This is a genomic window from Haloarcula salina (genome assembly GCF_049603855.1).
Lineage (GTDB): Archaea > Halobacteriota > Halobacteria > Halobacteriales > Haloarculaceae > Haloarcula > Haloarcula salina_A.
This window is the reverse complement of sequence record NZ_CP187146.1, coordinates 2,731,226-2,753,100: the sequence shown is the minus strand read 5'-3', so window position 1 is coordinate 2,753,100 and position 21,875 is coordinate 2,731,226. Positions and strand designations below refer to the sequence as shown.

The 21,875-nt window shown below is 67.5% G+C and carries 21 protein-coding genes; 12 read left to right on the top strand and 9 right to left on the bottom strand.

The genetic code is table 11. From position 1 onward, the window contains the following. Window positions 1-375 precede the first annotated feature (375 nt). The 3 genes from ACOZ4I_RS13970 to ACOZ4I_RS13960 form a co-directional block, all read right to left on the bottom strand. The gene (locus ACOZ4I_RS13970) at window positions 376-1,143 is read right to left on the bottom strand and encodes an IclR family transcriptional regulator (protein ID WP_424000553.1); all 768 of its coding nucleotides are present in this window, start codon (window positions 1,141-1,143) and stop codon (window positions 376-378) included. A 223-nt stretch (window positions 1,144-1,366) separates the two neighbouring features. Next, window positions 1,367-2,170, bottom strand: a complete 804-nt coding sequence (locus tag ACOZ4I_RS13965) for a class I fructose-bisphosphate aldolase (RefSeq protein WP_424000551.1) — start codon at window positions 2,168-2,170, stop codon at window positions 1,367-1,369. Next, window positions 2,167-3,201, bottom strand: a complete 1,035-nt coding sequence (locus ACOZ4I_RS13960; RefSeq protein WP_424000549.1) for a zinc-dependent alcohol dehydrogenase family protein — start codon at window positions 3,199-3,201, stop codon at window positions 2,167-2,169. The genes ACOZ4I_RS13965 and ACOZ4I_RS13960 overlap by 4 nt, the downstream gene beginning before the upstream one ends. A 336-nt stretch (window positions 3,202-3,537) precedes the next feature. Between ACOZ4I_RS13960 and ACOZ4I_RS13955 the strand changes: the two genes are divergently transcribed. The 6 genes from ACOZ4I_RS13955 (at window position 3,538) to ACOZ4I_RS13930 (ending at window position 10,435) form a co-directional block, all read left to right on the top strand. Next, window positions 3,538-4,986, top strand: coding sequence for an extracellular solute-binding protein (locus ACOZ4I_RS13955; RefSeq protein WP_424000547.1), 1,449 nt, complete (start codon window positions 3,538-3,540; stop codon window positions 4,984-4,986). Window positions 4,987-5,031: 45 nt separating this feature from the next. Further along, window positions 5,032-5,964: a carbohydrate ABC transporter permease gene (locus ACOZ4I_RS13950; protein WP_424000545.1), complete on the top strand. Its 933-nt coding sequence runs from the start codon at window positions 5,032-5,034 to the stop codon at window positions 5,962-5,964. Next, complete coding sequence (locus tag ACOZ4I_RS13945) at window positions 5,964-6,836, top strand: carbohydrate ABC transporter permease (protein ID WP_424000543.1); 873 nt, start codon at window positions 5,964-5,966, stop codon at window positions 6,834-6,836. Before ACOZ4I_RS13950 ends, ACOZ4I_RS13945 begins: the two co-directional genes overlap by 1 nt. Window positions 6,837-6,927: 91 nt before the next feature. Then, on the top strand, window positions 6,928-8,094 hold the full coding sequence (locus ACOZ4I_RS13940; protein ID WP_424000541.1) for an ABC transporter ATP-binding protein: 1,167 nt from the start codon (window positions 6,928-6,930) through the stop codon (window positions 8,092-8,094). A 211-nt stretch (window positions 8,095-8,305) separates the two neighbouring features. After that, window positions 8,306-8,959 (top strand): class II aldolase/adducin family protein, encoded by a 654-nt coding sequence (locus ACOZ4I_RS13935; RefSeq protein WP_424000539.1) that lies wholly within the window; start codon window positions 8,306-8,308, stop codon window positions 8,957-8,959. A gap of 21 nt (window positions 8,960-8,980) precedes the next feature. Beyond that, window positions 8,981-10,435 carry a rhamnulokinase gene (locus ACOZ4I_RS13930; RefSeq protein ID WP_424000537.1) on the top strand — a complete coding sequence of 485 codons (1,455 nt, stop codon included), beginning with the start codon at window positions 8,981-8,983 and terminating at the stop codon, window positions 10,433-10,435. 20 nt (window positions 10,436-10,455) lie between these two features. Here ACOZ4I_RS13930 and ACOZ4I_RS13925 read toward each other — a convergent pair whose 3' ends face one another. Next, window positions 10,456-11,229, bottom strand: coding sequence for an SDR family NAD(P)-dependent oxidoreductase (locus ACOZ4I_RS13925; protein WP_424000535.1), 774 nt, complete (start codon window positions 11,227-11,229; stop codon window positions 10,456-10,458). A 161-nt stretch (window positions 11,230-11,390) separates the two neighbouring features. Between ACOZ4I_RS13925 and dgoD the strand changes: the two genes are divergently transcribed. From dgoD to ACOZ4I_RS13905, 4 genes are all read left to right on the top strand, one after another. Continuing rightward, window positions 11,391-12,542 (top strand): galactonate dehydratase, encoded by a 1,152-nt coding sequence (dgoD, locus tag ACOZ4I_RS13920; protein ID WP_424000533.1) that lies wholly within the window; start codon window positions 11,391-11,393, stop codon window positions 12,540-12,542. Window positions 12,543-12,611: 69 nt separating this feature from the next. Continuing rightward, window positions 12,612-13,652: an NAD(P)-dependent alcohol dehydrogenase gene (locus ACOZ4I_RS13915; protein WP_424000531.1), complete on the top strand. Its 1,041-nt coding sequence runs from the start codon at window positions 12,612-12,614 to the stop codon at window positions 13,650-13,652. 384 nt (window positions 13,653-14,036) lie between these two features. Then, window positions 14,037-14,999, top strand: coding sequence for a C-terminal binding protein (locus ACOZ4I_RS13910; protein ID WP_424000529.1), 963 nt, complete (start codon window positions 14,037-14,039; stop codon window positions 14,997-14,999). A gap of 156 nt (window positions 15,000-15,155) precedes the next feature. Next, window positions 15,156-15,986 carry a DUF7537 family lipoprotein gene (locus tag ACOZ4I_RS13905; RefSeq protein ID WP_424000527.1) on the top strand — a complete coding sequence of 277 codons (831 nt, stop codon included), beginning with the start codon at window positions 15,156-15,158 and terminating at the stop codon, window positions 15,984-15,986. Between the two features lie 24 nt (window positions 15,987-16,010). On the opposite strand, the gene ACOZ4I_RS13900 is transcribed toward ACOZ4I_RS13905, so the two are convergent. Beyond that, on the bottom strand, window positions 16,011-16,406 hold the full coding sequence (locus ACOZ4I_RS13900; RefSeq protein ID WP_424000525.1) for a hypothetical protein: 396 nt from the start codon (window positions 16,404-16,406) through the stop codon (window positions 16,011-16,013). Between the two features lie 94 nt (window positions 16,407-16,500). On the opposite strand from ACOZ4I_RS13900, the gene ACOZ4I_RS13895 reads away from it, so the two are divergent. After that, complete coding sequence (locus ACOZ4I_RS13895) at window positions 16,501-17,286, top strand: helix-turn-helix domain-containing protein (RefSeq protein WP_424000523.1); 786 nt, start codon at window positions 16,501-16,503, stop codon at window positions 17,284-17,286. A gap of 269 nt (window positions 17,287-17,555) precedes the next feature. Beyond that, entirely contained in the window at window positions 17,556-18,575 is a 1,020-nt protein-coding gene (locus tag ACOZ4I_RS13890) for a transcription initiation factor IIB (RefSeq protein WP_424000521.1), read from the top strand. 81 nt (window positions 18,576-18,656) lie between these two features. Here the strand turns inward: ACOZ4I_RS13890 and ACOZ4I_RS13885 are convergent, their stop codons facing one another. From ACOZ4I_RS13885 to ACOZ4I_RS13870, 4 genes are all read right to left on the bottom strand, one after another. Beyond that, window positions 18,657-19,451: an HpcH/HpaI aldolase family protein gene (locus ACOZ4I_RS13885; protein WP_424000519.1), complete on the bottom strand. Its 795-nt coding sequence runs from the start codon at window positions 19,449-19,451 to the stop codon at window positions 18,657-18,659. 68 nt (window positions 19,452-19,519) lie between these two features. Then, entirely contained in the window at window positions 19,520-19,846 is a 327-nt protein-coding gene (locus tag ACOZ4I_RS13880) for a cupin domain-containing protein (RefSeq protein WP_424000517.1), read from the bottom strand. 289 nt (window positions 19,847-20,135) lie between these two features. Next, window positions 20,136-20,870: a class I SAM-dependent methyltransferase gene (locus ACOZ4I_RS13875; RefSeq protein ID WP_424000515.1), complete on the bottom strand. Its 735-nt coding sequence runs from the start codon at window positions 20,868-20,870 to the stop codon at window positions 20,136-20,138. A 1-nt stretch (window position 20,871) separates the two neighbouring features. Beyond that, window positions 20,872-21,756 carry an aldo/keto reductase gene (locus ACOZ4I_RS13870; RefSeq protein ID WP_424000513.1) on the bottom strand — a complete coding sequence of 295 codons (885 nt, stop codon included), beginning with the start codon at window positions 21,754-21,756 and terminating at the stop codon, window positions 20,872-20,874. Window positions 21,757-21,875 lie beyond the last annotated feature (119 nt).

The following is a 21,875-nucleotide window of genomic DNA, read 5'->3' as shown; positions in this document are numbered from 1 at the left end:
TCCCTATTTTAGTCTGGTAGTTGGCATACTGGCTGCATATGCGGTATTATATTAGCATATAGTCGAAATATCGAACCACCTATAGAGTTAGCAGATCCTATTCCAGCAGATACCTCATAAATAGAATTATCTTCAGTTATCTGTAGCCAGAATTCTGTATTGAGGAATATACTGGAGAAATATGGTTAGAAGGGGAAGGATTTCTTTACTCAGTTTACCATCTCACGTCAGTTCGAGGAATAAGTCTCGGACAGGGAGTGGTCCTCTCCGGCCAGTGACGTCGCGCTTTCGACCAGCTGAATAACAGTCGTACGGTCGTTAGTGCTGTGGGCGTCTCGTCGTGACCCGGTAACAGTGGTACGCTCGTTAGCGTCGTCAGTCGGCGGTGAGGTCGACCTGGACGGACTTCGTGGTACTGAGCACCTGTCCGGTGATGTCCTCTTCGAGGTACCGGCCGTTCAGGCGGTCGACGGGGCCACAGACGCCCAGTGCAGCGACGCGACTCCCCTCGATCTCGGGGAGCGGCGCGGCCACGCCGACGACGCCCTCGTACTGTTCTCCTCTGCAGAACGCGATCCCGTCGTCACGGATCCGCCGAAGTTCCTCGACGAGGTCGTCCGGGTCCGTGGTCGTCGCGTCGGTCGGCGCGATCAAGTCGGTGCGCTCCAGGATCCTGTCGACGCGGTCGGCCGGTAGCGACGAGAGTATCGACTTCCCCGGTGCGTTCACGTGCAGCGGCAGTCGCTCGCCCTCGACGAACGGCGGTGACCAGCCGTCGTCGGCCTCGGCGACGTACACCGGGACGCCGGCGTCTTCTTCCAGGACGAACAGCGTCGTCGTCTCCCCGGTCGCTGCAGCGAGGTTGTCGAGTTTCCGCTTTGCCGCGCCGTAGACGTCGATGCCCGAACGCGTCCGTTCGCCGAGGGTCAGCGTCCGGAGCGACGCGTCGTACTGCGCTCCCTGCTTGACCACGTAGCCGGCCGCCCGGAGCGTCGCGAGGTGGTTGTGGACGACGCTCTTCGAGACGCCGACGCGGTCGGCGAGGGCCGTCACGCCCATCGTGTCCTCGGCCTCGACGAGCGTTTCCAGCACGGCGAGCGACGTCTCCGTCGCCTCGACCGCGTATCGGGGTTCGTCGGTCATTGTGAAATGGGTACACGCTCCGCGGTGAAAAGTGTGTTCTTTAGAGCAGAACGGCTCGGATCTATAATGATTCTTCACGCCACGAATTCTTCATGGTTTATCGATCATGTGCGATTGCTCCGACGAATCCGGGCTGAAATTTATCCGTTCTGCTCTGAAGAACGCCATGTGTCGGGAGAGAGAGAACACTTTGGGACGGGCTAGACGGCGGAAAACGAGCGATTCAGACCGACCAGGCGGTCGCGGGGTCGGCCCCGTCGTGGACGATCCCGTCGAGTGCGTCGATCACGGCGGCGGGGTCCTCGGTCTGCCAGACGCTACGGCCCATTACGATACCGCGTGCGCCGGCCGCCATCGCGCCAGCCACGTCGTCGAGCATCGCGCGGACCGACCCGGACGCCGGGCCGCCGAGGATCATCACCGGGACCGGCGCGTTCGCGACGATGGGCTCGAACGACTCGCGGTCGCCGGTGTAGGGGGCCTTCAGCACGTCCGCGCCCAGTTCCCAGCCGATCCGGCAGGCGTTGGCCACGTACTGCGGGTCCGTCTCGAAGCGGTCCGGGACCTCCTTGCCCCACAGCACGGTCTCGACGAGGTGGGGGACGCCGGTTCCGCGCAGGGACTCGGTGATCTCGGTGACGTACTCGACGTTGCGCTCGAACGCGCGGCGGTTCTGCCGGCCGAACGCCAGCACGGACTTGACGCCGACGGGGTCACAGGCGAGCAGTCGGTCGGTGTCGAACGCGTTCGCCTGGACCCACGGGCCCACGTCCTCGCCGGGCTGGCTCGACGGCGACACGAAGTCGGCGGTCACGAGCACGTCTGTCGACGACGCCGCGAACGTGTCGGCGAAGCGCTCGGCGAAGTACGGGCCGACGAGCACGCCGTCTGGTTCGCCCGCGAGCACGGCGTCGAGCGTCGCCTGTGGGTCTTCGAAGCCGTCCATCGCGCCCATGCCGATTCCGTGGTCCAGCGCGACGACGACCGCGTTCCCGGAGTCGGTGTCGAGGAGGTCGAACCCGTTCATTCGCCCTCGCCCGGCACGACGACCTTCTTCAGCCCCTCGGCGTCGCCCATGCGCTCGAACGCCGTGGGCAGGTCGTCCAGCCCGATCCGCTCGGTGACGAGCGCGTCGGCGTCGACACGGCCGTACCGAAGCAGCGTCACCGCGCGCTCGAAGTCCTCGGTCGTCAGCGAGAACGACCCGCGGTAGCCGACCTCGTCGAAGAACACGTCGAACGGGCTGATCTCCATCGTCGCCTCCTGGTCCGGGACGCCGAAGACCAGCGTCGACCCGCCCGGCGCGGTCACCGCGTTGGCCTGCTGAATCGTCGGTACGAGGCCGATGGCCTCCGCGCCCACGTCGACGGGACCGCCCGCGGCCTCCGGGATAGCGACTTCCGGGTCTTCCGCTTCGGGGTCGACCACGGCGTCCGCCCCCAGTTCCGCGGCCAGTTCGCGCCGCTCCTCGTCCAGTTCGGAGACGACGATGGGCGCGGCCCCGGCGTTGCGGAACGCCTGGAGCAGGAGGAGGCCGATGGGGCCGGCCCCGATGATGGCGACGCTGTCGCCCGGTTTCACGCCCACTTCCTCGACGCCGTGGACGCAGCAGGCGAGCGGTTCGGCCAGCGCCGCGTGTTCGAAGGCCATCTCGCCGATGTCTTCGACGTTGATGGCGGGAACGCGGACGTACTCCGCGAACGCGCCGTCGAGGATGGTGTCGCCGGCCCCGCCGATGCTCGTGTTGTTCTCACAGAGGTGGGTCTCGCCGCGCTTGCAGTACGAACAGGCGTTACACGGGACCGTGGGGTTGATGGCGACGCGGTCGCCGACCTCGAAGCCCGCCACGTCGTCGCCCACCTCGGCGACGGTCCCGGCGCTCTCGTGGCCCAGCACCAGCGGCGTCTCGACGGCGAACGTGCCGTGGTACATGTGGTAGTCGGTCATGCAGACGCCGCAGGCACCCACCTGTACCAGTACCTCGTCGGCGGCCGGCTCGGGCCGCTCGCGTTCTTCGACGGCTATCTCGCCCACGTCGGTCAGTGTGCTCGCGCGCATCACCGACCCTCCCGTCGCTCGGCGGCGGTCACTGTCACTGTCCATCGATCGTGTGGTGTGCTGACTCGGATCATATCTCGGTCGCGCCGCGCCCGCCGTCGGCCGTCCGGTCGGCGGGCTCGGCATCGGTCCGTGGGTGCGGTATATTCGGACCGCCTATTAAAATCTTGCCACGACCGTCGGGAATCGGCGTGTGACGAGGTCTCGGAGCGATTTTCGAGGCGTTCGGTCGTCCCCAGGTGAGACGAACGGGGCCGACACTCGATGGGTAATATACGTTACAAATGATTAGCTTTATTATTGATGGGTAATTCGATAGTGACGAGGTCAACAGACATGCCCAGCAAGCGCAACAGACGGCACTTTCTGAAAGCAACGGGAGTTGGACTGCTCGGCGGTCTCGCGGGGTGTACGCGAGGCGGCGATAGCTCCGGAGACGGCGGCAGCGACGGCGGCTCCGGGAGCGGTGACGGAAGCGACGGCGGGAGTGGGACGTCGTCGGAGGGGAGCGGTGACGACCTCGCCATCCCGCTCAGCGAGTACGAGGACGCCGACATCGAGTGGCGGCAGTTCGAGGGGTCCCAGATCAACATCGGCGCGGTCCAGCACCCCTGGGTATCCGCCATCAAGCCCGCGGTACCGGTGTTCGAGGAACTGACCGGCATCGACGTGGTCTGGAACATCCTGCCCGAACAGCAGTTCCGGACGAAGCGACAGACCGACGTCAGCACCGGGGCCGGGCAGTTCGACGTGTTCTACATGGACCAGGTCGTCAACCAGTTCCGCGAGGAGGGGTGGCTCCAGCCGCTCGACCCCTACTTCGAGGACAGCAGCCTCTACGACGAGGCGTGGTACAAGCCCGACGACCTCTTCGAGTCCTCGAAGTGGCAGGCCCACGGCGGGGGCTACAGCGACACCTGGACCGGACTGCCGATCACGGTCGAGGTCCAGACCCAGTTCTACCGCACGGACCTCTACGAGAAACACGACCTGGAGGTCGCCGAGACTCTCGAAGAGTTCCGCCAGAACGCCAAGACGATCCACGAGAACGAGTCCGACGTCGTCGGCACGGTCGGCCGCGGGCAGAAGGGCTACGGGATGAACATCTACATCCTGAACACGTTCCTGCGCGAGTTCGGCTCCTCGCTGTGGACCGAGTTCCCGACGGACTCGGGGCTCGACACCGACGGCGTCATCAACGCGGCGGAGTGGTACGTGAGCCTGCTCCAGGACTACGGTCCCGAGGGCGCGTCGACGCAGACCTGGTCCGACGTGCTCTCGACGATGCAGGAGGGGCGCGCCGGCCACATCGTCGCCGACGCGAACCTGTTCTGGCCCGGCCTCACCGGCTCCGACTCCTCGGTCGCCGACACCATCGGCATCGCGAAGGCTCCCCGGCCGGCCGACGGCCAGTTCTCCCCGAACGCGTTCAACTGGCAGATTTCCACGTCGAAGAACGCCCGGAACTCCGAACAGGCGTTCCTGTTCATGCTGTGGGCCACTTCCCAGCCGACCAACACCTGGATGCACCTGGAGAACGGGGCCGCGTTCTCCGTTCGTCAGTCCGTCTGGGAGAACGACGAGTTCCGCTCGCGCGTCGGCGAGAACTTCGCGCAGGTCACGCTCGAATCCCTGCAGGAAGCGGCGCCGGACCCGTTCGACCGGAAGTACCCGCAGTGGGGCCAGCGCTACTCCGAGGAACTTCAGCGGGCCATCGCCGGCCAGAAGTCCGCCGAGGAGGCGATGACGCAGGCAGCGTCCATCGCCGAGGACATCTACAGCTGATAGCATACCACTATATCACTCCAGCCACAACACTCCCTCTCACAAATGAGTACACCAACGCAAACGGAATCGACCTCGCAGCCGACCTCGGCCAGGCTCCGGGAGCTCTGGAACGACTACCTCCCGTACTGGTTCATGGCGCCGATGGTGCTGGTGATGATCATGATCACCTTCTTCCCCGGTGCCTACGACCTGTACCTCGCGCTGATCGAGGAGCCGACGCTGAACGTCTTCGCGGCCGAGTTCGCCGGCCTCGACAACTTCCGAACGGCCTTTACCCGCGGCGGCGCGCTGCACTCGTTCGTCGTCACCATCACCGTCGTCGTCAGCGCGCTGCTCTTGGAGAGCGTCCTCGGGTTCGCGCTCGCGGCGTTCGTCGCCGGCGTCGAGTCCTCGCGGGCCAAGTCGTTCTACCGGGTGCTGTTCATCCTCCCGATGGCAGTCGCGCCGGTCTCGATGGCGACCATCGGTCGGATCATGCTCAACAGCGAGATCGGGATCATCCCGTACATCATCAACGCGGTGACGCCCTTTGCCGCGCCGGCGTTCCTCTCGGACATCCCGCTGTTGACCGTGATTCTGCTGGATACGTGGAACTGGACGCCGTTCATGTTCATCATCTTCTACGCCGGCCTCTCCTCGGTGCCTGAGACGCTCGTCGAGGCATCGCGAGTCGACGGCGCGCCGCTGTGGCGCCGCTACGTCCACGTCATCATTCCGTACATGAAGCCGGTGGTGTTCGTCGCCACCCTCATCCGGCTGATCGACCTGTTCCGGACGTTCGGCGTCGTGTACGGGCTGACCCAGGGCGGTCCCGGGACGGCCACCCAGCTGGTGAGCATCAACATCTACGAGCAGATGTTCATCAACAACCAGATCACGGTCGCCGCGGCCATCGCGATCGTCTACCTCGTCCTGGTGGTCGCGCTGTGTAACGTCATCATCGCGAAGGTCGGTTTCGAGGGGGTGTGGGACTGATGGCGACGGATTCCGTTCCGGGCTCGTCCCAGCGCCTCGATAAGGACACCCGCGAGACGCTCGTGAAGGTCGTCCGCCACGCCGTCTTGCTGACGTGGTCGGTCGTCGTCATCTTCCCGTTCTACTGGCTGGCGTCGATGTCGCTGAAGCCCCCGGGCGAGGCGAACGCGCTGCCGCCGGACTGGATCTTCCTGCCGACGGTGTACAACTACATCCAGCTCGTCCAGCAGTCGGAGTTCGTGACGGCCTTCGCCAACAGCCTCCTGATGGTGTCGGCGTCGGTCGTCCTCGTCTTGCTGATCGGCGTGCCGGCGGCGTACGTCCTCTCGCGGTACGACATCCCGATGGAGCGGGACGTGCTGGTGTGGATCCTCTCCTCGCGGATGCTCCCGCCTATCGCCGTCGTGCTCCCCTTCTTCATCATCTTCCGGGAGCTGAACCTCTTCGACACGCGCATCGGGATGGTGCTGATGTACGTCAGCATCAATCTCTCGCTTGTCGTCTGGGTGATGAAGGCGTTCTTCGACGGCATCCCCGAGACGCTCGAAGAGGCCGCCCGCGTCGACGGCGCGACCCGGTTCCAGGGCTTTCGCAAGGTCGTCCTGCCGGCGGCCAAACCCGGGATCTTCTCGGTGGCCATCATCAGCTTCATCTTCGCCTGGATCGAGCTCCTGTTCGGGCTCGTACTGACGAGCTTCAAGGCCGTGCCGGTGACGCTGTTCGTCTACTCGTTCATCGGCTCCCGATCCATCGAGTGGGGCATGCTGGCGGCCGCTTCGACGGCGATGATCCTCCCCGTCGTCGTCTTCCTGATCGCGGTGAACAAGTACCTCGCTGCCGGACTCAGCTTCGGCGTGGTGATCAAAGAATGAGCACGACATCGACTCGACGACGCGCATCGCTCGCGAACGACGCCCCTGCGGCGGGGACAGCTTCAATTAGCCGCGCCACGGAGGAACGCTAATGGCAAAGATCACGATAGACGACGTAACGAAGGAGTTCGGAGAGGGCGAGGAGTCCATCGTCGCGGTCGACGACGTGTCGCTTGACATCACCGACGGCGAGTTCGTGGTCTTCGTCGGCCCGTCGGGGTCGGGGAAGTCGACGCTCATGCGTATCGTCGCCGGACTGGAGACCCAGACCGAGGGCGACGTGCACATCGGTGACACGCTCGTCAACCAACTCGGGCCGCGCGCGCGGGACATCGCGATGGTGTTCCAGAACTACGCGCTGTATCCGAACATGACCGTCGAGGAGAACATGTCCTTCGGCCTGAAGATGTCGACGGACATGTCCGACGACGAGATCGAGCAGAAGGTCCGCTCGGCGGCGGAGATGATGGATATCGACATGCTGCTGGACAACACGCCCGGCGAACTCTCGGGCGGCCAGCAACAGCGTGTCGCGCTGGGCCGCGCTATCGTCCGGGACCCCAACGTGTTCCTGATGGACGAGCCGCTGTCGAACCTTGACGCCAAGCTCCGGGCGGAGATGCGCACCGAGATCAACCGCCTCCAGAGCGAACTCGGCGTCACGACGCTGTACGTCACCCACGACCAGACCGAGGCGATGACCATGGGCGACCGGCTTGTCGTCCTCAACCACGGCGACCTCCAGCAGGTCGGGACGCCACTGGAGTGCTTCTACCGGCCGGCCAACCGCTTCGTCGCCGGGTTCCTCGGCTCGCCGTCGATGAACTTCTTCGACGGCTCCGTCGAGGGCGGCACCCTGCGGGCCGACGGCTTCGACTACGACCTGACCGAGCGGATGCAGTCCGCGGTCGGGAGCCGGACCGCCCTCGCGCTCGGTGCGCGCCCCGAGGACATCAGTCTCCACGACCGGGCGAACTCGAACCACGAGTTCGAGGCCGTCGTCGACGTGGTCGAGCCGATGGGGAGCATCTCCTACGTCTACCTGCGCGCGAAGGCACAGGAGCGCGAGGAGACGTTCGTCGTCGAGATCGACGGCCAGCGGCCGATCTCCGAGGGTGAGCACGTCTACGTCGAGATTCCCGACGAGGACGTCCACCTGTTCGACGCCGAGACCGGCGAGACCATCCACCAGCGACAGCTCGACGAAGAAGCCGAGGTCGCCCTCGAAGAGCGGCTCCACGCCGTCAACAGCGAGTAGCCCAGTCGCGTCTCCCGCGCCTGTCGCGCGGTCGCGTCTCGCCGCTGTCGGGCCGGTCTGTCGGTCAGTCTCTCGCCGCCGTTCGAGAGCCGCAGGTGCGGATTCCTAACCGCGCTATATCGCACCTGTCAGGGCCGTAAGCCGACGTTTTCCACGATCGCTCTCGCGTCGCACCGAAGCAAATTTATAGCGCGCTAGTGACAGTCAACGTGTGTCCGAAACAGATCTTTCCCACCACGACACGCGCAGCGCCATCTGCGAGTACGGCCGCAGCCTCCTCGACGACGACCTGACGACGGGGACCGGCGGGAACCTGAGCGCGCGCCTCGACGAGAATCACATCGCGATCAGTCCCTCTGGCGTCCCGTACGAGGACATCACGCCGGCGGACGTTCCGGTGGTCCGCACCGACGGCACGGTCGTCGAGGGCGAAGTCGAGCCCTCGACCGAACTACCGATGCACCTCGCGGTGTACGAGAACCGGCCCGACGTGGGCGGCGTCGTCCACACGCACTCGCCGTACGCGACGACGTTCGCGTCGCTCGGCGAGGCCATCCCGGCGTCGCACTACCTCCTCTCGTTTACCGGCTCGGAGGTCCCGGTCGCCGAGTACAAGACCCACGCCACGCAGGAACTCGGCGAGGCGGCGGTCGACGCCCTCGGCGACGAGTACAACGCGACGCTGCTCCGGAACCACGGCGTCCTCACCGCCGACGAGAATCTCGACAGCGCCTACACGGTCGCGCTGATGGTGGAGTACTGCGCGCGCATCCACTACCAGGCCCGCGCCATCGGCGAGCCGGAGATCCTCCCGGACGACGAGATCGACCGCCTGAGCGAGAAGCTCGACAGCTATGGCCAGTGACCCGCGTGCACGAGTGACACCATGAACCACGTCGCAATCGACATCGGCGCGAGCGGCGGCACCGTCTACCGCGGCGAGGTGACGCCCGACGACTTCGCCGTCGAGGAGGTCCACCGCTTCGACAACCGCCCGGTCGAGCGAGACGGGCGTTACGTCTGGGACCTCGACGCGCTCCGAGAGGGGATGGTCGCCGGCATCGAGGCCGCCGACGAGCGGGCCGCCCTCGACACGGTCGGCGTCGACACGTGGGGGCTGGACTTCGGTCTCCTGCGCGACGGCGAGGTCCTGCGGGACCCAATCTCGTACCGCGACCCAGATTCGACGGCGACGCGCGAGGCGGTGTTCGAGGTCGTCGGGAAGCGCCGGCTGTTCGAGGCCTCGGGCATCACGAACTGGAACACGCCGAACACGCTCTGGCAGCTCCACACCCTCGCCAGCGAGGAGCCCGAGGTGCTTGAGCGGGCCGACGGCCTCCTGATGATGCCCCAACTGCTCTCGTCACTGCTCGGGGCGCGACCGGCCGGCGAAGTGACCATCGCCTCGTCGACGCAGATGGCCGACCCCGAGCGCCGCGTGTGGGCGACGGACCTGCTCGAGGAACTCGACCTGCCGACTGACCTGCTCCCGGACCTCGCCGAACCGGGCCAGCACCTCGGCCCGGTCGCCGACGACGTGGCCGCGTCGCTGTCGTCGACGCCCGAGGTCGTCACGCCCGCGAGCCACGACACTGCGTCGGCGGTCGCCGGCCTCCCACTCGACGGCGACAGCGCCTTTCTCAACACCGGGTCGTGGTTCATCCTCGGCGTCGAGCGCGACGACCCGATCCTGTCGGACGCCGCCTTCGAGCAAGCGTTCTCGAACGAGCTCGGGGCCGAGGAGACCGTCCGCTTCCTGCGGAACATCAACGGCTTCTTCCTGTTAGAGGAGTGCCGCGAAGCGTGGCGCGAGGCCGGCGAGCCGGTGGACTACGGGACGCTGCTCTCGGCCGCGCGCGAGGCCGAGCCGCGGGCCGCGCTCGTCGACACGGACGCCGAAGGCTTCAGCATCGACGAACCGATGCCCGACCAGATCCGCGCGTACTGCCGGCGCACCGATCAGCCGGTCCCCGAGAGCCAGGGTGCGGTCGTCCGCTGCCTGCTCGACAGCCTCGCCGCGAAGGTCGCGCTCGCCCTCGACGGCCTCTCGGCGGTCGTCGACGAGCCCCCGGAGAACGTCGTCCTCGGCGGCGGCGGCGTCCGCAACGAACTGTTCTGCCAGTTGCTCGCCGACGCGACCGGGCGGCCGGTGTCGACCGGACCGGTGGAGGCGACGGCCGTCGGCAACGTGCTCACGCAGGCCGTCGCCGCGGGGACGCTCCCCGACCTGGCGGCGGGCCGGCGGCTGGTCGAATCGGCCTTCGAGACGACGACCTACGAGCCGCGCGCTCCCGGCGGGTGGGAGCGGGCGAAAGAACGACTGACTGCGCTAGCTGCGTAACCTCACGACGCGACCGCGCCTCACCGCGAGGTGTACCCGCCGTCCATCACGACGGTCGACCCGGTCATGTACGAGGACGCGTCCGAGGCGAGGTAGACGACCAGTTCCCGCAGTTCCTCCGGGCGGCCGAGCCGCCCCATCGGCGTGTTCTCCAGCCACGTCTCCTCCATCTCGGGGTTCTCCGCCAGCACCTCGTCGACGAGTTCGGTCCGCATGTACCCCGGCGCGATGGCGTTGACCCGGACGCCGCGGTCGCCCCATTCGACGGCGAGTGACTGGGTCAGCATCCTGACGCCCGCCTTCGTCGTGTTGTAGCTGGCCTGCTTCTGGGGCACGTTCACGTCGAAGCCCGACATCGAGGAGATGTTCACGATGCGGCCCTCGCCGCGCTCTAACATCTGCTGGCCGACGTGCTTGGCACAGAGGAAGACCCCGTCGAGGTTGACCGACACGACGCGCCGCCAGGACTCGATGTCCGTCTCCTCGGCCGGCGAGTTCTCGACGATGCCCGCGTTGTTGACGAGCACGTCGATGGGGCCGAGACGGTCGGTCACGTCGGCCACCATCGCCTCGACCGATGACTCGTCGGTCACGTCGACTTCCGTGGCGATGACCGTCGTCTCGCCGTCGAGTTCGTCGGCCGCCTGCTCGGCCTTGTCGAGGTTCACGTCGGCGATGGCCACGTCCGCCCCCACCTCCGTGAGTGCGGTCGCCATCTGCTTGCCGAGACCCTGTGCCGCTCCGGTGACGATAGCCGTCTCTCCGTCGAGGGAGAAACTCTCCAGTACACTCATGCGTACGTTCGGTTCTGGGGTGGCATCGGTGTTAAATCTACGCCTCGGTCGGTCGTGTCTCGGTACGGACCGATGGGCTCACAGACCGCTCGGCTCCACAGTAAACACCACCCTCACGCGGCCCCGGCATTACAAGTGCGCGCTCGCAGATACACCTAGCCATGAAAATCGTCGACTTCGAACTGTTCGCCGTGCCCCCGCGGTGGTTACTCCTGAAACTGGAGACCGACGAGGGGATCGTCGGCTGGGGCGAGCCAATCATCCAGGGGCGACTGGAGACCGTCCGGGCGGCCGTCACCGAGCTCGTCGAGGGGTACCTGCTCGGGTCGGACCCGCTGCGGACGGAGTACCACTGGCGGAAGCTCTACCAGAGCGGCTACTTCCGGGGCGGCCCCGCGCTGATGAGCGCGCTCGCGGGCATCGACCACGCCCTCTGGGACATCAAGGGGCGACACTACGGCGCGCCGGTCCACGAACTGCTCGGCGGGCACGTCCGCGACCGGCTGCTCGTCTACCAGTGGCTCGGCGGCGAGAACCCGGACGACATCGCCGCGTCAGCCAAACAGGACTACGACCGCGGCTACCGGGCGTTCAAGCTCAACTTCGTCCGGGAGTTCCGCCCAATCGAGACGACCGCGGCCGTCGACCGCGCCGTCGAGCGCGTGGCGGCGGTCCGTGACGCCGTCGACGACGACGCCTACGTCGGCGTCGACTTCCACGGCCGCGTCTCGAAGCCGATGGCCGCCGAACTCGTCCGTCGGCTCGAACCCCTCGACCCGATGTTCGTCGACCAGCCGCTGCTCCCGGAGCACGCCGACTCCTTTGCCAGCATCGCCGACCGGACGACCGTCCCCATCGCCACCGGCGAGCGCTTTTACTCCCGCTACGATTTCAAGCAGCTGTTCACCGACGGGGCGGTGTCCGTCATCCAGCCCGACGTGACCCACGTGGGCGGCATCAGCGAGATGCGCAAGGTCGTCTCGATGGCCGAAGCCTTCGACGTGGCCGTCGTCCCGCACTGTCCGCTCGGGCCCGTGGCGTTCGCCGCGAGCCTGCAGGTGGGCTTTTGCTCGCAGAACGTCGTCATGCAGGAACAGGACCTCGACCTGCACGACCCGGGAGCGAGCCAGCGACTCAAACTGCTCGAAGACCCGGCGACGTTCACCTTCGAGAACGGCTACGTTGAGCGGCCGACCGGCCCCGGACTCGGCATCGAAGTCGACGAGGAGTACGTCCGCGAGCAGGCCCAGGCACAGGTCAACTGGTACAACCCCGTCTGGCACCACGAGGACGGGAGCGTCGCCGAGTGGTGAGCGACCGCCGGCGACGAGCACGGCCGCTGCGCCCGTATGTTTTTGGTGGTCCGACACGTGATCTGGGGTATGCGAACCGCTGTGTTAGTCGAACCGACCGAGTTCGAACTGGAGGATCGCCCGAAACCATCGCCGGGTCCGGACGACGTGCTCGTCGCCGTCAGCGACGTGGGCATCTGCGGCTCGGACGTGCACTACTACGAACACGGGCGCATCGGCGACTACGTCGTCGAGGACCCGCTGGTGCTGGGCCACGAGAGCGCCGGCGAGGTGGTGGCGGTCGGCGAGAACGTCACCGGACTCGCCGCGGGCGACCGCGTCGCGCTCGAACCCGGCGTCCCCTGCCGTCGCTGTGCCCACTGCAAACGCGGCGACTACCACCTCTGTGCGGACGTTCGGTTCATGGCGACGCCGCCCCACGACGGCGCGTTCACCGAGTACGTCTCGTGGCCGGCCGACTTCGCCTACAAACTGCCCGAGAACGTCTCGACCGCCGAGGGGGCGCTCTGTGAACCGCTCTCGGTCGGCATCCACGCCTGCCGCCGAGGGTCCGTCGGCACGGGCGACACCGTCCTCGTTACGGGTGCCGGTCCGATCGGCCTGATGGTCCTCGAAGCCGCCCGTGCGGCGGGCGCGACGGACGTGATCGTCACCGACGTGGTCAGGGAGAAACTCGACTTCGCCGCCGAACGCGGCGCTGACCTGACCGTCGACGTCACCGAGACCGATCTCGAAGCGGCGGTCGCGGAGTACACCGACGGCGTCGGCGCGGACGTGGTCGTCGAGGCCTCCGGCGCGGAACCGTCGATTCGGTCGACCATCGACGTCGTCCGCCGGGGCGGCACCGTCGTACTGGTCGGTCTCGCGAGCGAGGCCGAGGTTCCCTTCGACGTGCTGGAGGTCATCGACAACGAAATCGACGTGCACGGGTCGTTCCGGTACAAGAACACCTACGACGCGGCCGTCGACCTGCTCGCCGACGGCGAGGTGGACGTCGCGGGAATCATCGACTTCGAGTCGTCGCTCGAAGACATCGACGACGCCTTCCACCGGGCGATGGAACCGACGACGATCAAGGGAATGATATCGCTCGGTAACGGCGATCGGTAAACATAGTATATCTGTCTATTCAAATAAATAGTCACTAAATTTGTAAATTTGGCTTCGATGAGGTATTTTGGCGACGATTCGACCGACTGTGTGTCTGAAATGGTGTAAATCTCGGCAACTGCGCCAAAGATGTCGTTCTCGTGGATATCGGAGCTCCCGATATACGGCCCAGTGTGGTGGATTTAGCGGTATTTTCCCACGTGAGAACTATATCGGTAGACGAGTATATATTTTATCTGTCTATATTGAAAATATGATGGATAGGTGCCGGTGTCGGGTCTCCCCCTGCGCATGCTCACCTGTCCCTCACGTACTATCGTCGGTATTCCGGCCCCGTGGGAACGTCACCGACCCGTTTTACTTGGGGGACACTTCCCTCCGGGTATGCCACGAGTGGTCGCGAGCGACGATCCGATGATCGACACCGAGAGACTGCGGGCGGCGCTCGACGCCGAGGTCGTCGCCGCGGAGACTGACAGCGAGGACGACCTCCGGGCGGCGGCAGCGGGCGCGCAGGGACTCGTCGTCGACGTGAATACGCCGGTCACGGCTGCCGTCATCGACGCGCTCGACGACCTCGAAATCGTCGCCAGAGCGGGCGTCGGCGTCGACAACGTCGACGTGCGGGCGGCGGCGGACAACGGAGTCACCGTCACGAACGTCCCGGACTACTGCACCGACGAGGTGGCGACCCACACGGTGACGCTGCTGCTCGACTGCGTCCGGGCCGTCGCCGCCTACGACCGCGACGTCCGCGACGGCGGCTGGGGCTGGGAGCGGACTCGGGCGGTCCGCCGCGTTCGGGGGCGAACGCTCGGCCTCGTCTCCTTCGGCCCGCTCGCCCGCCGGACGCGCGAACTGGTACGCGGGTTCGACTTGGACGTGATCGCCTACGACCCGTACGTCGACGCCGACGAGATGGCCGCGGCGGACGTGGAGAAGGTCACGCTGGACGCCCTCTACGAGCGGGCCGACTACGTCTCCCTGCACGCGCCGCTGACCGACGACACCAGGGGGATGGTCGACGCCGACGCGCTCGCGGCGATGCGGGACCACGCGATACTGGTCAACACCGGCCGCGGCGGCCTCGTCGACGAGACGGCGCTCCGGGCAGCCCTGGAGGACGGGACCATCGCCGCCGCCGGCCTCGACGTGCTGACCGAGGAACCGCCGGCCGCGGATCACCCGCTACTCGGCCTCGACAACTGCGTCGTCACGCCCCACGCGGCGTGGTACTCCGAGGAGGCCCGGGACGACCTGAACGACGCCGTCGCGGCGAACGTCCGGGCCGTACTCGCCGGCGAGACGCCGCCGGACCGTATCGACCCGGACACCGACTGGCTGTAAGTCTGCGGGCGTGCTGACACTCGCCGAACCCGTCGTGGGAACCACGGAACGCGCCACAGGGTGGTTCTCGACCGGGTTTCGGGCCCGACCACCGCTGTCATCTCGCCGTCGTATCAATCGTACTAGCTTATCTCGTTCGGCGGCGTCAGTGGGTGCATGAGGTCAGGGATGCTCACGGTACTGGTCGTGTCGTTGCTCGTCGTCGCCGGCTGTCTCGGCGGCGGCGGACCGGTGACGGACGGCGAGAGCGACGGCAGTTCGTCGGCGGGCGACGGTGGTTCGTCGGCGGGCGAATCAGATTCGGGCGGCGACGGCGGCGGCGTCGCCGACAGTGACGAGTTCGACGTGGGCGAGACGGAACGACTCCTGCGCGAGGCGGGCAGCTTCACCGCGACGTGGTCGTACGCGACCACGGAGAACGGCGAAACCGCGACCATCACTGACACCTACCGGGTCGACCTCCGCGAGAACCGCTCGCTCGAGACGTTCACCATGACCGGGGCGGAGTCACAGACCGACTTCGAGACGTTCGTCGCCGACGGGTCGGCCTACACGCGGTACGCGGCGGATGGCGAGGCGTTCTACCAGAGCAGGCCCCAGGACGACACCGCGTTCCAGTCCGCTGTCGACCGCGGCGCGATCAGCTACGAGACCGTCGACGACGCCCGCTTCGTCGGGACCGAGACGTTCGACGGCGTCACCGTGGACCGCTACGAGTACTCGGACCTCGCCGCCTGGCGCCAGTTCGGGGCCGGAACCATGGGGTCGAGCGAGAACGTGACGGTGACGGACTTCACCGTCGCGGTGCTGGTCGACGAGGACGGTCTGGCGCGCCAGACGACGTGGACGCTGACCGGCGAGACCGACGCGGGCGAGACGGTCTCGGTCGAGTGGCGCTACGAGGTCACGGACGTGGGGTCGACGAGCGTTCCCGACCCGGACTGGCTGGACGAGGCTCGCGCGCAGGGGTCCGGTGCGGGCTCGTGAGAGGGACTCGCCGCAAAAGAGGTTTCAGCAGCGCATGAACTCCCGGCGTTCGTCGCCGAGCGGCCGGCGGCCGGTGATCGCCGTCGCGAGGTCGGCCGCCAGGTTGGCGAGGTAGGCCCGGACGCCGGGGTCACACGTCCCGAAGCGCCTGGCCTGCCGGTAGTCACAGCACAGCGCGACGGGCAACAGTGGGGCCGCGAACAGCCCGGAGAGCGCGACCCCGAGCTGGAACGGGTGGCCGGCGGGGACGGCGACCCACGCGGCGAGCACGGTCGCCCAGAACACGAGGCCGTACACCACGGTGTGTCGCCAGTTGTGAGTCGGGAGCCGACCGCCGCGCTCGCGAGCAGGGGCGTCCTCGGCGTCGGCAGTCGACCCGCTCGGCGGCGCGCCGGCGTCGAGTGAGCACGGACAGGACATACTCCAAAGGTGGCCGTCTCTCAGTATGACCACTCGGTTGGCATGCGCCGAACGAACCGCATGGCTAAAGCGGGTGGCGCCCCTCTGAAAGCGTATGCGGGAGTTCATCTTCACCATCGACTACGAACGGGGCGTCGACCCCGTGATGGACGTGTTCATCGACCATCCGTCGGCCCACTCGCGGACCATCGCGTGCAACGTCACCGAGGAGGGGATGTGGCGACTGGAGCGGGTCGCCGGCCCCGAGACGGCGCTCGAACGCCTCGACGAAGTCTACGACGACCCGGTCCAGTGCACGGAGTGCATCGGGACTCGCGACTGCAAGACCGACTGGTGCTACGAGGTCATCGGGTCCGAGCCCGGCGTGCGCACGGTGTACAGCTACCGCTCGGAGGCCGGGGACTGCCACTCCATCCCGCGGCTGGCCATCGAACACGTCGGTCCGGGCGTCCTCTGTGAGACCGAGCGCCGTCAGAGCCGCTGTGAGTGGCGACTCCTGCTGTGCGACGACGCCGGCGTCGACGGCCTGTTCGAGGCGATGGAGGCCGAACTCCGGCCCGGGCTCACCGTCGAGTTCCGCCAGCTCGGCTCCCCCTCGTACTGGGTGGACGAGGCCGTAACGCTCGCGGAACTCCCGCCCGAGCAGCAGGCCGCCGTCGAGGCTGCCGTCGAACACGGCTACTACCGGACGCCGCGGGACATCTCGCTCACCGAACTCGCGGAGCGCCTCGACGTGTCGCGGTCGACGCTCCAGTATCGCCTCCAGCGCGCCGAGGCGTGGATCGTCCGCTCGTTCGTCACCCGCTCGATGGGCCCCGTCCAGGCCGACGAGGAGGTCGCCGAAGGCGGGCGGCTCCGCATCGGCCGCTCCGGCGTGTAGCGCTCGGCCGCTCGTTTTCTCGGTGTCGCGTCTCCCGCGCACCTCGAAGCCGCTGGTGGAGTCGAACGGGACTGATTGCCGGAATAGGGCATCGCCGGTCACGACGGTGAAACCACGGGACGTCGGCCTCCCGAGTCGATCCACGCAACTCGAATAAACTGACTCACTGTTTACGGTTCGGCGTATGCCAACCGAGTAATGATGCCCGATGCACCCAATTATATCGGTACGAGCGCGAGCGACGGTCCCGGCGCTCGCACCCACACACAATGACGACACGCAGCATCTACTCACCCGACGAACGCGGCGACAGCGTGGACGAACAGGCCGAGCACGAGGCGAGCACCGGCCACGCCTGCCCGGACTGTGGCGGCACGCTCGCCACCGACGAGAGTCGCGGCGAGACCGTCTGTGAGTCCTGCGGACTCGTCGTCGACGAGGGCGAGATCGACCACGGGCCGGAGTGGCGCGCCTTCGACAGCCAGGAGCGCGACGCCAAGCGCCGCGTCGGCGCGCCGACGACTGAACTGAAACACGACAGAGGCCTGTCGACCAACATCGGCTGGCAGGACAAGGACGCCTACGGCAACTCCCTGTCGACGCGCCAGCGCGAGAAGATGCAGCGCCTCCGGACGTGGGACGAGCGCTTCCGCACGCGCGACCACGCCGAGCGCAACCTCAAGCAGGCCCTCGGCGAGATCGACCGGATGGGCAGCGCCCTCGGCGTCCCCGAGAGCGCCCGCGAGACGGCGAGCGTCATCTACCGCCGCGCGCTGGACGAGGGCCTGCTGCCGGGCCGGTCCATCGAGGGGATGGCGACGGCGTCGCTGTACGCCGCGATCCGGCAGGCGAACCTCCCGCAGACGCTCGACGACATGGCCGTCGTCAGCCGCGTCGACGAGATGGAGTTCACCCGCGCGTACCGCTACATCAACCGCGAACTCGCGCTGCAGGTCGGCCCGCCGGACCCCGCCACCTACGTCAGCAAGTTCGTCTCCGAACTCGACGCCGACGACGAACTGGAGCGCAAGGCCCGCGCCCTCATCGAGGCCGGCAAGGAGGCCAACGTCCACAGCGGCAAGAGCCCCGTCGGCCTCGCCGCCGCGGCCATCTACGCCGCCGGCCTGCTGCTCGGCGAGGAGATGACCCAGGAGACGGTCAGCGAGGCCACCGACATCAGCACCGTCACCATCCGCGAACGCTACCGCGAACTGCTCGAAGCCGAGGCCGACCTCGACGACAGCGCCGTCGACGCCGCGGCCTGCTCCGAGTCCGGCGCGAGCGCCTGAGCGGCGCGTCGACGCCGCGTCTGCCGGTTCTCTTTCCGCCCCCTGATATCCGGTCCGACTTGTGCTGTTCTCGCACTCGAGTTAGTTCCGTGCTCCCTCGAAGCCCTCGAGCCATCCACGGACCGCGTTCTGCAGCGCGCCGGTCGTGCTCCCCACGTGGAGTATCTGGTAGCCGTTCTCGGCCTTCTCGTTCACGTCGTCCATCCCGAAGCCCAGGCCGCCGACGGTGACACCCGCCGATACCGCCGCCGAGCGGACCGTCTCGACGGCCTCCTCGACTTCGGGGTGATCGATCTCGCCGGGGTGGCCCAGCGACACCGAGAGGTCGAACGGCCCGATGAACACGAAGCCCAGTTCCGGCACGTCCAGTATCGCGTCGATGTCCTCGACGGCGGCCGCCGTCTCGATGGTCGTCCCGACGAGCGTCTCCCGGTCCGACGCCTCGACGTAGTTCTCGCCCAGGCCCCACCGGCGCGCCCGCGGCGCGGCCAGTCCCCGGTCGCCGGCCGCGCCGTCGTACCGGAACCGCGCGGATTTGACCGCCTCGCGCACCTCCGCGGCGGACTCGACCCGCGGCAGAAAGAGGTTCTTGACGCCCAGGTCCAGCGCCTTGCGGACAAGCGTCGGCGACGAGTCCGGCAGCCTGACGAGCAGTTCGGTCCCCGTGCCGTCGGCCGCCCGCAGGAGGTTCTCGACGGTGGCCGCGTCCCACGGATCCGGCCCGCCGTGCTCGAAGTCGAGCCACACGAAGTCGACGCCGAGGTCGCCGTAGAACTCCACCAGCGTTGGACTGTACGTGTTGTCGAGGACGCCGAGCGCGACGCCGCCGCCCTCGACCTGTGCGCGGAGCCCGTTCGTCGGCAGTGGTCCGGCCATATCGAGTCTGTGGGCCGTGGTGACAATAAGCGTGCTGCGGGCGAGCGCCGCCCGTCGCTCGGCTCCCCTTACTGTCCGGGTAACGGACAGAGGCTGGCGGTCAGCACTGCCACCTCGTCGGTGTGATTGTGCGCGCCGTGGACCTGCCCGCGCTCGTTCAGGACGACGGCCGGCGCGGCGACCGTCTCCTCCTCGTCGTCTCGCTGGACTGTCACCGCGCCGCGGAGGACGTGGAACACGTTCGTCGCGTCGCCGTGTTCGTGCGGGTCGATTTCGGCGTCCGGCCCGAGTGCGAACGCCTTCACGAGCACGTCGTCTGTCACCGCCAGTTCGCCGTCGACGACCTCGCCCGTCGCCGGGTCGGCGTCGAACGATGAGAGTCGGTCGAGCGTCATACCGGCACGTCGGCCGGCGGTCTCTTATACGATTGGTCCACCCGCTCGTGTTTCGGTTCGAACAGCCGCCACAATCACCCTCTGAAACCGCCAGAAAGCCCCCGCCCGCTCGCGGTCGCTGAGCGACATCTCCGCGCTCGCGTCGCTCGCTCGGAGAGGGGTCGCTCAGGCGACGCTGCCGGCGCGAGCGGGCGGCCCCTTTCAGTCCCGCCCGCGTCGGCTGGTCGGACGTGATACGGTACGGTGGCTGGCCGTTCGCGCGCTGCTCCGGTGGGGGTCAGCGGCCGTATCACCCATCTCCGTCCGCCCGGCGGAACGCCAGGCTGTACATCGTCCCCGCTCGCTCCGAACCGATGTCGTCGACGAGGTCGTCGGCCATCGCTTCCAGTGAGTCGCCGAGTGCGGACGGGAGCGCCGCCGCGCGCTCGCGTACCTCGTTCGCGTGTGCGGTCAGGTGCGCCGCTGTCCAGGGGACCGGGTCCAGCAGCGTCTCGCACCGCTCGAACTGCCAGCCGTGGCCGGCGAAGACGCCGGCGAGCAGGTCGGCCGGGTAGAAGGTGAGCAGCGGCCGGCCGTCGACGAGCTGGGCGGTCGCGTTTTCGAGCGCGAACAGCCGCGAGACGGCCGCCTCCGCTGGCGGCGGCGCGTAGTCGTCGACGACGAGGTGCGCGTCCGGGGCGGCGACTCGCGACAGCTCCGCCGCGACGCGGTCGAGTGCCGGCGGGTCGAGGACGTTACAGAGGCCGTGGGCGGTCACCAGTTCGACGCTGTCGGTCGCGAGCGGCGTCGCCCGGAGGTCGGCCTCGACGACGACCAGCCGGTCCGGGTGTGCGCGGCCGACGCGCTCGCGGACCGCCGCGGCGTGCTCGGCGTCGTTCGTCACGGCGTAGACGCGGCTCGCGCCGGCTTCCAGCAGGCCGGCCGTCGCGTTGCCGACGCCGGCCCCGGCTTCGAGACAGACGCGACCCTCGACAGGCCGGTCGGCCAGTGCGGCGCGGACGGTCCGCGGAACGTCGACGCCCACCTCAGTGGTGGAGCTGTTCGGGAACGGGGCTGTCCTCGTGGCGAAGCTCCTCGATGAGCGCGCGCTGGCGAGCCTCGTCCATCCCCTCGTAGCGGCTGGCCGCGTCGAGCACCATCGCGACGAGCTTCGGGTCGCCGGGATTGACGACGGTGTCGAGGCCGCGCGAAGCGGCGAAGTCGAAGCGCTCGCGGATCTCGTCGGGCGAGTCGACCGGCTCGTACCAGTTCGAGTACGGGCGGTCCGCCTGGGGCAGTTCGTCGGTCGACGGCCACGGCCCTTTCGCGAAGGCCTTGATGCCGAGCGTGCCGATGCCCTCCGCCTCGCAGCGCTCCAGGACGGCCTCGTAGTCGTGGTCCGCGTCGTCCTTGCCGGCGACGACGGGGTTGTACGGGAACATCACCGTCTCCAGGTCGTCGATCCGGTCGATGGCGTCGAGGATGAGGTCGGGGTCGCCGTGGCTGGTCAGCCCGATGTGGTCGATCTTCCCCTCGGCTTTGGCCTCGCGGTAGGCCTCCAGCGCGCCGCCCTCGCCGGTGATGGTGTCGAGTTCCTCCTCGTACTCCAGCCCGTGGAACTGGTGGAGGTCGATGCTGTCGACGCCGAGGCGGTCGAGCGAGCGGTCCAGTTTGCGCTTTGCGCCCTCGTAGTCGCGCTCCTGTGTCTTGCAGCCGAGGAAGATCTCCTCGCGGTGCTGGCGGAGCTTCGGCCCCAGCTTCAGCTCCGCGTCGCCGTAGGTCGGGGCCACGTCGAAGTGGTTGACCCCGTGGTCGAGCACCAGTTCGACCATCTGGTTCGCGCCCTCCTGTTCGAGCCAGTTGAGCGCGATCGCGCCGAAGGTCATCACCGTGCTCTCCTGTCCGGTGTCGCCGAGCGGTCGTGTCTCCATACCGGGCCATGGAACCCGACCCCAATAACGCTTGGTCGCTCACGGCCGCGAGAGCGTTCAGGATGCCTGAACACCGCCGTTTCGCACCGAGAATTGACTGCCGGTTGACACGGCTTTGG